Origin of the sequence: Roseburia sp. AF22-2LB, assembly GCF_003461125.1 — a bacterium.
Taxonomy (GTDB): Bacteria; Bacillota; Clostridia; order Lachnospirales; family Lachnospiraceae; genus Roseburia_C; species Roseburia_C amylophila.
Genome location: NZ_QTWM01000017.1, coordinates 1 through 10,197 on the forward strand (window position 1 = coordinate 1; position 10,197 = coordinate 10,197).

Here is a 10,197-nt window from a genome sequence, read left to right on the forward strand (position 1 = left end):
TTGGCTAAAAGCCTGTCAATATCATTTTCCTCAACACCAGCCATTTTTGCTATCGTTAGCTTGGATATGCCATGATAGGAAACAAGCACTTCCAACTAATGCATTGATTTGATATTTTCCTTTTACCGAACCCTCTTATGCCTTAATATCAAAACTTGATCTATCAGGTGCAGAAATACTCACAGATTCTGCTACAAGGCTCTGTGTCATACTTTTTACATCATTACCAGTTACGGATAAGGTATAATCACCCGTTTCTTTTCCTTCTGCCGATTTTTCTGCACGTTTCTTTGCAGCTTTTTCTTCCTCTGCTTTTTTAGCAGCTCTTTTCTCTTTTACTTTTTCCTCTTTTTCTCTGTTCTCTTTTGCTTTTCGTTCAGCATTCTCTTTCGCTATTTTCCCATCTGGATCATTTGTACCAGATATTGCCACCGAAATATTTCCGTTTTCATCAACCTTATAACTCAGATTTGTCAAAGTGCCCAAACATCCATTAACCGCACTTTTGGCACAATCTGGAATGGCTGCTAAGTTTTCCTCCAGATACTTTGCTTTTTCCGGATCATTCATACACTTCTGTAAAAATGCACTTGAAACGGATACTGTTGTCGGAACCCCTTGCATTGAAGTCGTTCCCGTATTCACATAATGGTATTTTCCCTGCAAGTATTTTGAATAATCATTTACATTACTATACCCTGTCTTAATCTGCTCTGTTTTTGTCACACCGGGACGTGATGTTTTTAATTCAACTGTACTTGTTGTCACGTTGCCGTCTTTTGTATTTGTACTATCCTTTTCACTATCTGTTTTTTTAACAGTATTCTTGTAATTTGAAGCATAATACGATGTGTAACTACTGTTATTGATACCTGTAATTGCCATAATCCTACCTCCCTGTTATTGAAACTTAAAATAATTTCTATTATATTGAACGACTTGGATATTTAATTTCCGTTGATGTAAATTCATCTTCTGCCGAAACATTGATATGCCCACTGCTGTCAATAGCATACTCTTTACCATAAACGGAAAACGTATCTCCTTCTTTAAATCCGATTTCTATCCAGTTTATATCATTTAACTGTTTTATCTTTGCGTCAACATTTATGGTCTTTCCTGATTCCTGCAATAAATAAGTGTGTTTTCCTGCTCCCGCTTCTATAGAAAAGAATCCCGGAGAAATCCCGACTTTCTCACAGACGGACAATACCTCCTCATTGCTGTAAAGATACCCCCACACACTCTTTCCCTGTGCCAGATCAGACAGGATATTGCCTGCCTTACACATTTCCCACTTATAATTTGTCCCTTTTTGATTTGTATTCTCTGCAAGCAACGATTCCGAGGCTGCCCAGCCTATCCTTCCATTGTTGACCGTCCATGTATATTTACCGCCACTTGATGTTGTCCATGAATAATAACTTTTATTACTTAATACCAGAGAATTATTTGCAGCACAAATGCCTGACATGGTGCTTGTATTCATTTTCGGTACTGCATAATTAGGTACTACCTGTCTGCTCCCATTAAGGTCAAAGGAAATAACCCCGTACTCCTTAAAATCAGAATTATATCCACAGGAAACATTCTCCCCAAAATTGATTGCATTCAAAATAGCACTTGAATTATTATAGTTTGCAAAATAATAAGCCAATTCACTGTTAGAAATATTCGCATTTTTATCTATCAGTGCAGCTATTGATTGCTTTGAAAAGCCTCGTGCAGCATCAGAAATACTTAAACTGTCCTGTTTTTTATTATTTCCTGCTCCAAGCAACATCTGTATTGCTTTTTGGTGTATTCCTGCCTCTGCCTGCTTTGAATATGTCAACAGCTGGTTTACTGTGTTTACATCTGTTACTGTCTTCATAGCTAGTCTCCAAACCCTTTTTCAACATTAAACGCCAAACATATGCTGCAATTTGTCCAGCATATTATTTACTCTGCCTTCAACAGCTTCTGGCTGATTCCTTAATTCATACCTGCTTCCATAGTAATCATTTAAACGGTCTTTCATCTCATTACAAAATAATTTTTGATCTGTTTTACCATTTAAAAACTGATTGCAGATACCACTTATCTCTTTCTTCTCATTTGTATAAAAAGCTGTCTCATCTGAGATTATTTCTGACTTGTACTTATAAGATTCTGTTTTGCTTCCAATTCCAACAACCATGTAATCTGGTGTCATTTTCTCCATGATAGAATTACGTGCCGAATCATTAAAATGAACATATTCGTCAATCATGTCTGAAAAACCAGCTTGAAATTGCTCTGGAACATACATTTCATTTACTTTCCTTAGCCCCACTTCACTTGCACTTAACAAAAATACAGATTCATAAGAAGTTCCTCTATATCCCTCCTGAGCATTCAAAGAATCTACATCTGCTGTCATTGCATTAATCTTCTCTTTTAAATCTTTCATTTCATCTTCTGTCAAATATTCAGAAGCATTTTCGTCCAGCCATTTTCCAAAAACCTCTGACTGATTTTCCGAACAGCCTTCAAACGCACTTTGTTCTCCAGAAATGGAAGTTGCTTTCAAATCTAATTTGAATAAATTTTCACATTTATATTCTGCTGGTATCTCTCTTATTTCTCCATTAATAGATGAAAAATGCATTGTATGAAAATCCGATACCTTATTACGAGCAGTCTCAACTAACTTTCTTGCTGAATCACTGATTTTCACATCATCCTCCGAAATAATATTCTGAGGAACAGTTGTTTTCTTCTCAACCTTATTTTTTATCATCTCTGGATTATTAATATACCTATTTCCTTGAACTTTCATAGCAACCTCCCTAAGTTAGTCCACACTTTCTATACTTCTTTATCTATCTTGCTCGATGTCAAAGAAGCATCCGTCTTAGAGTACGTACCATTATTTGTATAGGTTGCACTCGCCCGGTTTGCAGCATTCGATATACCAGTTGCTTTCTGCGATATTTTGCTTACAAAAGAATTATATCCTGTAAAGACCGTTTTCAGCGAACTGATATCTGCCTGCTTTAAAGCATCCTCATCTAATTCCAACTTGTTTCCTTTTCCTATGGTAATACCTATTTTGGCAAGCATATTACTGTTTTTGTCTGTCATTCCAGTCATCCATGAAGCATTTCGCAATACATCCTTTGTATTAGATTCTCCGGCTTCCTTAACTACATCATTATAATCTTCAACAAAAGATTTTACTGCCTTGGTGATTTTATCCCAGTCATAATCCTCTACCTCAATCTCTTCCCCCGTTTTTTCATCTTTCTTTTTTATTTTCTTTTTTTCCCAAAGAGAAGAGTCATTCAAAGCATCTGCTGATTTTTTCAGAGAATCTGCACTTGTTTTCATCAAGGTAAGTTTTTGTGAAGTATCACCTTTTCCCGATAATTTTTCAGCATCCTGTTTTGCATAATATGCTTTCATAAGTTTTCCATAGCTTCCATTTTTGATTGCAGCATAATCAGAAAGCATATTTGTATTGCCTACTGATGAACTATCTGACGTTCCACTAAACAACGCTGAAAAATCTACATTGCTGTTATATTTACTTGTATAATCACTAAAACTTTTGATTTCTGACATAACACCAGCCTCCTTTCCGAACTATAAACGTATATCGATCGGTGTATATACTACCGACTGTCCACTTTCTGATGCTGGATTTTTTATTGTTTCTGCTGTTTCTGTTTTGATATCTGCATTCTCTGATGCATCTGTTGCCGTATCTGCATTTTCCTGTGTATTCTCTGCTTTCTGCGTTTGATCCTTCTTTGTTTCTGCTGCATCTGTACGGTTGTCTGCCTTTGCTGCTTCTTCCATAGATTTATTTGCATCTGAAAGTGAAGACATCTGTGATGCTGTTGCAGACTGCGCTTTTGCCTGCAAATCTGCCAGTTCTTCTTCTTTCTTTTCGGTATTGCCTTTTCCTGCATCCTGCTTGATTTCAGACTCAAGCACACCGGCTCTTCCTTCCATCTGTGTTGCCATACTACCCTGCACTTTTGCCTGCTTCATAGATGAATCTGCGGAAATCATTGCCCGCATACCTGCCTGTGACAAGCCTGTTCCTTTCTTTGCAGATGTATTTTTTGTACCAGCCACCATATCATCCATAGATGATTTTTTACTCTGCTGTTCCTTTCTCTGTTCAATCTGGTGCTGTCTTAACTGTTGATTGAGATTTGTAATTTCCTGTTGTATCTCCTGACGTTTCTTCATCTTATCCTCTAATGACAGTTCTTCATTTGATGATAAGTCCTGCAATTTCTGCTGTGCATTTGCAATCTGATTCTGAATATTTTTACTCACAGAATCATTCGCCTGTGCCATTCCTATTGCTCCTGTCTGCGTATTCGTTCCGTTAAATCCATTAATTTTCATCATTTCGTTGTCCTCCTTGAGCTAATACTCTGAAATCCGTTTCCTGAAAATCTGTATAACATGATTTCTCTTTATTTTTTCTTTCGGCATATCTTTCTTCACAATAAACCGTGATGTTGTGAACCGCCCTTTTTTCGTTGTGAAGCATCAAGAAATCACTACATATTTCTGTAATTTGCAAAATACATAGTGCCAATTTATTTCTTTATTCTACCTGCATCATAATGCTAAGGATTACTTCCTCATTTCCCTGCTCCAAAGATATATCTCCCATATACATTCTGGCAACCCGGCGAATGTTATTCAGACCCATTCCATGTTCCCTCCCAGATTTTGTTGTTTCTGGCAAATCGCTATCACCAAAATTAAGCTGACCCCCAAAACTGTTTTTTATGGTTATCATAAAGATACTGTTTTTCCGAAAAGAAGAAATACTGATATACGGATCATCTCCACTTACATTTTCCATACAGTTATTCAAGGCATTATTCATGATCACACTCAGATCAAATGCATTTAACTTCGTATTCTGCGGATAATGAAAATCCGACAGAAACCGAATCTGCCTTTCTTTTGCTTCTCTCAGCTTTTCCATCAAAATGACATCAATTACCGGACTTCCTGTCTTTATTTCCGGAGATACCTCGTCCCATTCATTTTTCAGATGTTCCAAGTATTCTGTAGCATCATCCATATTATTATGTGCCACCAGATGTTCCAGTGTCTGTATATGATTTCCCATATCATGGCGCATGGAGCGGATATCCCGATACAACTTTTCGACTTCCCCGATATGCTTTTTCATATCACTGATCTGATTTAATACCAGCTCTTGTCCCCGCTGTTCTTCCTGCATCTCTTTCCAGTTTTGAAACATTACAATCACAACAAGAATAGCAACTATGGAAATCAGATAGTGTAAAAAGCTTAAAGCTCCATAAAATCCATATGTAACAATCAAGTTCTTTCCAGTATCTCTTTCGTATATCATGAGATAATATTGTAAAATGCCATACCCAGTGACGCCTACAAGTGAAGGTATAATAAGCATTACCATCTCTTTGATGCTCATTTCATCTTTTTTGTATATATACGCTTTATTGATCAGTCCTATTGCAACCGCAATAAAAGCAATACAAAGTACAATATCCAAAACTCTGGTTCCAACATATAGTCCGTATTGCAACCACACTTTTTCTGCACTCATATTCCGAAATACAAGTGCTTTTGTAACAAGATCATCAAGTCTGGCTGCCATTGCAACCGTTAACCATCGGATAGAAAAGAACGTAATTGCAAGAAATATTTTCTGATATATATTTCTTCTGTCCTCTGCATACATCACAAGAAACGCTGCTATAACTCCAATCAGATATGCGGAAAAATTATCAATCTGTGGCGGAATCATATATAAAACAAGCATAATCGTAATATAAACAATACTGACTGCCACAGCCCCTTTTTTCTTTTTTATATAGGGACAAACAAATTTTCCAAAATAGATTCCTGTAATCATAAGGAGTGCGATAACAGAAATTTTCGATGTAACCATCCAGCATTTTTCTACCAAACTCATCCGATTTCTTTTCCTTTCCTCTGATTATATTTCAAATATTGTTTTACAAACTCAGAATAATTCTGTTTTGCAATCAATGCAGTTCCATTTTCCATCGTCACACAATTTGCATCATATTTCTGAACATATTTGAAATGTACGAGGTAGGCTCTGTGTGTACGAAAAAAATCTGCTCCCGCAATTTCACTCAGTTCCTGCAATTTTCCATAATATTCAATATTCGTATCCCGTGTATGGATAATGACTTTTCGATTATATACCTCAGCATACACAATATCCTTCAAAAACACTTTCATATGGCTTCCTCCGGACTGCACCATCATGTATTTTTCATCCGATTGATTTTCAGAATATTTTTCAATGCTTCTGACTGCACGTTTCACAACTTCCTCAAATTTTTCATCTGAAAACGGTTTCACCAGATAATGAAATGCTGCAACATCAAATGCCTGAAAAACATACTCCTCCACAGCAGTTACAAATATCAATACCATTCTTTCATTTTTCTGACGCAGAATCCTTGCCGTTTCCATTCCATCCATTCCTGGCATCTGAATATCCAAAAATAGAATATCCGGCTCACAACCACTTGCAATCAATTCATCACCAGATAAATATTTATCTATTACTGCATCTGGCAATAATTTCTTTATTTTTTCTTCTAATATCAATCCTATAGATTTTTCATCATCACAGATTGCTATTTGCATCTTGTCACTTCCTTACTTACATACAATTATATTTATAATATCGGAAAAGTTCTTTAAATAGCTAGCCACCATGTTGTGAACAGACCTTTTTTTGTTGTGAAATAGAATATCACATATATCGCTTTATCTGCTTCCTGTTAATTTGTTTTATCCGGCACACGCTCCTGGGAGTGACTGTATCTATCAAAAAAAGAAGTCAGCAGTTTATTCATGCACTACTGACTTCCTATACTACTTATTTTAATTGCCTCCCACATCCATCTGAATCTGATATCTTGGAATCGTCCCATTTTCCTTTTTATAAGCCAGAACATCATAAATCATCTACTGTTACGTTCCCATTTGATACCTTATTCAAAAAACGATCTAATTCCTCTACATAGCCAGCCAGACGATATTCCTCATCCCTGTCATTACTCAATAAACCAATAAAACGATTGTTCTTATTGGTGCCAATGTTCAATAACGATAAATCCACAACTCCCGAACCGTATCCTTTTACTGTTGCACTTGTAGATGCCCCCGTAAAAGCATTACGATAAAGATTATTGTCTCCATCATTTTTTCCGTCAGAACAAATTCATCACCTAAGTCCTTCATTTTTGATTGGCATACCGGAGCCGGCATATGATATGTATAATTACCACAAATATTCTTATACTGACTATGATTCTGAATGATTCCAATTCCCATACAGGGTTCTCCTTTTTTCGTAATTTTTCAACCAGTTTGCAAAAAAATATTATATTTCTAAAGCACAGAATACCATTGTCTGTTCATACGATCAGCTTCATACTGGTATGTAATCAACTGGTTCATATCCTTTAAGCTGCTCTTTCCATATAAAATGCTTAAAGTCATATCTGGCACATTGTTCCATCCTCTGGTTGAAATAGTTGAAACCAGGTCATGTATCCAATTATTCATTTGCTACTTAAACTCTTTCGGAACTTTTCCGGAACTTTCAACTGCACTATCCACTAAGTCTAATATATTCTCTCCCGACTCCGTATAATATGTCCCATTTTTTTCCTCAAGTTTGTCTAATTCATATCCTGTATAACTATAAACCTGATGATATGCTTCGTATTTCATCTTTGATTCCTCTGTTACTTGAGAACTCTCACAGCCATCTTGTGTTGAGCAATAATAGATATGCTTATAGAGATTTTTCCCATTATTACCTACATTTAAAGCATTCTGCATCAACACCTTTGTTTCTTCATCCACGCCATCTACCGTTATCTCGTAACTGTATGGATCGACAGTAAAAGTACAATCTTTCGTAATAGAAGATGTATCGACACCAGCCTGCTTTAAAATATTTGAAATCTGCGAATTTACCAATGCTCTTTCAAATTGGATTTTATCCGAATCTACACTGTCGCCGTCCACTTCAATTCCCCTGAACAAAGAATCCTGATAATTTACACCATTTATTTTTCCTGTCCGGCACATCTGCATCTCATAATTATATGCAATCCTACGTTCTGTATCAGTCAAATTAGTCTCGTAATACTCTGAACTCTTATCAAAATACTTGGAATGAATATAATTTTCTGGGTTAGAATGTGTTTTTGCTTCTGCGGCAAGCTTAGAATACTTTTCCGTTAATGCCGCCCTAAATGCTTTACCTGTACTCATATATTCACTTGTTTTCGCATTAATCTGTGTTCCTGCATTCTCAATGAGCTCTTGATTCGTTTTTTTTGCTGAAACTATATAGGACTTTAAGTCAATGCTACTGTCAATACTTGTATTATGTGTTCTTCCACTTGTACTTTTTGTCAGTTTTTCCTTTCCCGATGCACTTATCGTTAAGGTATCTCTTGTGCCTCTACAACCAGTGTTTTGACTGCTTGCCGCTTTTTGCTGTTGACCAAACAGAACATTAAGCAATGACTGATTAGCATTTATTCGGCTGTTAAAAAATATATTCATAATATCACCAACCTCCTTCTTCTAATATTTTATAAACAAAATTATTGTTCATCCAATAATTTGATTATAATCATGTAATAATTCAGATTTTATCATGAGATACCATCTCAATGCTCTTTTCATAACTAGAAGCTGCTGTTGACACCAATGACTGAATATTGACATTATCACTGTTAGCATTTGAGTTATTCAATAGATTGGACAGTCTTTGTTTACTTTCATATGTCCGACTTCTATATACATCTTCCATTTGTTTACGTTTTATCAAATGTTCCTTTTGATTTTTTTCAATCTGTTCTTCAATAAATTCCTCCAACCGCTTATGACGTTTCTCCCACCAAGTTTCTCCATCATTAGCTGTTTCTAGTCCACTCTTTCCTACCGGACCTGCATAACCATATCATTCTTCCGGTGACGCTCCAATAACATCAAAGCTAACATTATTTGATCCTACAGAAAAATATTATATTTCTAAAATACAGAATATCATTGTCTGTTCATACTACCGCAAATATCAGTTTATGATCTTCGCACTCTAATTTCAGATGAATGACCGCTTTTCCGGTATTTTTCAGTACTTTTTCACTCTCCCGGATTGCATTATCCAGTAAATTGGAGAGCAGGATCACGATCTCTTCCTCCTCCAGACAGATCTCCTGCAGATCCCCTACTTTTAGGATCACTGCTATGTGTTTCTCCTGCATGCTGCGGTACTTCTGGTTTAAAACAGCATTGACCACCGGATGATTTGTGTTGATTGCCGACATCTCGACAGCTATGCTCTCTGTCAGCTTCTGCGTAAATGAAAGTGCCTCATCTGTGTGTCCATTCTTTATCAATGTCTGGATTGTGGAAAGCTGATTTTTATAATCGTGCATTTTTCTTCGCTGACGCTCATAGATTTCTTCCCGGTCCTGATAATTTGCAATACGATTTTTCTGATTTTGTTCCGTAAGTACCGTAATTTTTATTCTCTCTTCTTTTTCAATGGTATTCTGCATGAACTCCATAAGGATAAGGTTAATCGCAACCAGTCCCACTGAAAGAAATAAAAATACATTCTGCATGTCAATACATCCCGGCATACTCATATCAGTTTCTATGCCAGCACATCAAATGCCGAAACTCCATTTTCTGTCACTCCTATAGAAGTTGAAGTACCTAGCAATTCCACCATTTTTCCTGTCAGGTCATCTACATCTTTTCCATCAATTTTCAGATTATATTGCCGTTCTTCCTGCTCCTGTTTTTCGGCACGCTGTTTTTCCAGTCTTTCCTCTGTCTCTTTCTTTTCTGCTTTCCTTTTCTCGAGTCTTTCTTCAAGTTCTTTCCTTGCTTTTTCTGTTCCCGGATCAACTTCATCTTGAGTACACATTACAGAACTCATGCTATCATATCCATTTATAGTAATACTATAACTCAGTATCTTTGCTCCTCTTGCTGCCACATAAGCTCTTGACTGTTCTATTGTTTTTGGTATTAGCGATAAATTGTACTCCAACCATTGTTTTGTCTTTTCATCTCCCATAGCCTCTGACAAAAGAGAACTGTTTATATTTACGGAATAATCCCTGCTTCGTAAACAAT

Annotated in this window: 14 protein-coding genes; all 14 read right to left on the bottom strand. The window is 36.3% G+C overall.

The annotated features are described in order from the left end of the window. On the bottom strand, positions 1–89 hold an 89-nt coding region (locus DWX96_RS14935; RefSeq protein ID WP_334294299.1), incomplete at its 3' end, for an HTH domain-containing protein. A gap of 46 nt (positions 90–135) precedes the next feature. After that, positions 136–885 (bottom strand): DUF6033 family protein, encoded by a 750-nt coding sequence (locus DWX96_RS13980; RefSeq protein ID WP_118057808.1) that lies wholly within the window; start codon positions 883–885, stop codon positions 136–138. Positions 886–925: 40 nt separating this feature from the next. Continuing rightward, on the bottom strand, positions 926–1,873 hold the full coding sequence (locus DWX96_RS13985; protein WP_117699205.1) for a hypothetical protein: 948 nt from the start codon (positions 1,871–1,873) through the stop codon (positions 926–928). 27 nt (positions 1,874–1,900) lie between these two features. Further along, entirely contained in the window at positions 1,901–2,800 is a 900-nt protein-coding gene (locus DWX96_RS13990) for a hypothetical protein (RefSeq protein WP_117699206.1), read from the bottom strand. 29 nt (positions 2,801–2,829) lie between these two features. Beyond that, positions 2,830–3,585, bottom strand: a complete 756-nt coding sequence (gene fliD / locus DWX96_RS14695) for a flagellar filament capping protein FliD (RefSeq protein ID WP_242986286.1) — start codon at positions 3,583–3,585, stop codon at positions 2,830–2,832. Between the two features lie 21 nt (positions 3,586–3,606). After that, positions 3,607–4,383: a FlxA-like family protein gene (locus DWX96_RS14000; RefSeq protein WP_197420875.1), complete on the bottom strand. Its 777-nt coding sequence runs from the start codon at positions 4,381–4,383 to the stop codon at positions 3,607–3,609. Positions 4,384–4,588: 205 nt separating this feature from the next. Further along, positions 4,589–5,959 carry a sensor histidine kinase gene (locus DWX96_RS14005; protein ID WP_117699208.1) on the bottom strand — a complete coding sequence of 457 codons (1,371 nt, stop codon included), beginning with the start codon at positions 5,957–5,959 and terminating at the stop codon, positions 4,589–4,591. Beyond that, the gene (locus DWX96_RS14010; protein ID WP_055306784.1) at positions 5,956–6,669 is read right to left on the bottom strand and encodes a LytR/AlgR family response regulator transcription factor; all 714 of its coding nucleotides are present in this window, start codon (positions 6,667–6,669) and stop codon (positions 5,956–5,958) included. Before DWX96_RS14010 ends, DWX96_RS14005 begins: the two co-directional genes overlap by 4 nt. Before the next feature lie 313 nt (positions 6,670–6,982). Beyond that, positions 6,983–7,132 (bottom strand): hypothetical protein, encoded by a 150-nt coding sequence (locus DWX96_RS14330; RefSeq protein WP_158552130.1) that lies wholly within the window; start codon positions 7,130–7,132, stop codon positions 6,983–6,985. Positions 7,133–7,167: 35 nt separating this feature from the next. Continuing rightward, entirely contained in the window at positions 7,168–7,362 is a 195-nt protein-coding gene (locus DWX96_RS14015; protein WP_117699209.1) for a hypothetical protein, read from the bottom strand. A 57-nt stretch (positions 7,363–7,419) separates the two neighbouring features. Further along, a complete protein-coding gene (locus tag DWX96_RS14700) occupies positions 7,420–7,596 on the bottom strand; it encodes a DUF4885 domain-containing protein (protein WP_242988813.1) in 177 nt (58 codons plus the stop codon). A 3-nt stretch (positions 7,597–7,599) separates the two neighbouring features. Next, a complete protein-coding gene (locus DWX96_RS14020) occupies positions 7,600–8,610 on the bottom strand; it encodes a DUF4885 family protein (protein ID WP_242988814.1) in 1,011 nt (336 codons plus the stop codon). A 497-nt stretch (positions 8,611–9,107) separates the two neighbouring features. Beyond that, positions 9,108–9,677, bottom strand: coding sequence for a sensor histidine kinase (locus tag DWX96_RS14030; RefSeq protein WP_242988815.1), 570 nt, complete (start codon positions 9,675–9,677; stop codon positions 9,108–9,110). A gap of 32 nt (positions 9,678–9,709) precedes the next feature. After that, positions 9,710–10,197 (bottom strand): DUF6033 family protein (locus DWX96_RS14035; RefSeq protein WP_118083018.1); only part of this gene is annotated, 488 nt, incomplete at its 5' end.

What these genes read in the sequence shown, in the direction of transcription:
- fliD (WP_242986286.1), bottom strand. Translation starts at nt 3,585, where the DNA reads ATGTCAGAAATCAAAAGTTTTAGTGATTATACAAGTAAATATAACAGC.
- DWX96_RS13985 (WP_117699205.1), bottom strand. Translation starts at nt 1,873, where the DNA reads ATGAAGACAGTAACAGATGTAAACACAGTAAACCAGCTGTTGACATAT.
- DWX96_RS14005 (WP_117699208.1), bottom strand. Translation starts at nt 5,959, where the DNA reads ATGAGTTTGGTAGAAAAATGCTGGATGGTTACATCGAAAATTTCTGTT.
- DWX96_RS13980 (WP_118057808.1), bottom strand. Translation starts at nt 885, where the DNA reads ATGGCAATTACAGGTATCAATAACAGTAGTTACACATCGTATTATGCT.
- DWX96_RS13990 (WP_117699206.1), bottom strand. Translation starts at nt 2,800, where the DNA reads ATGAAAGTTCAAGGAAATAGGTATATTAATAATCCAGAGATGATAAAA.
- DWX96_RS14030 (WP_242988815.1), bottom strand. Translation starts at nt 9,677, where the DNA reads ATGCAGAATGTATTTTTATTTCTTTCAGTGGGACTGGTTGCGATTAAC.
- DWX96_RS14020 (WP_242988814.1), bottom strand. Translation starts at nt 8,610, where the DNA reads ATGAATATATTTTTTAACAGCCGAATAAATGCTAATCAGTCATTGCTT.
- DWX96_RS14015 (WP_117699209.1), bottom strand. Translation starts at nt 7,362, where the DNA reads ATGGGAATTGGAATCATTCAGAATCATAGTCAGTATAAGAATATTTGT.
- DWX96_RS14010 (WP_055306784.1), bottom strand. Translation starts at nt 6,669, where the DNA reads ATGCAAATAGCAATCTGTGATGATGAAAAATCTATAGGATTGATATTA.
- DWX96_RS14000 (WP_197420875.1), bottom strand. Translation starts at nt 4,383, where the DNA reads ATGAAAATTAATGGATTTAACGGAACGAATACGCAGACAGGAGCAATA.
- DWX96_RS14700 (WP_242988813.1), bottom strand. Translation starts at nt 7,596, where the DNA reads ATGAATAATTGGATACATGACCTGGTTTCAACTATTTCAACCAGAGGA.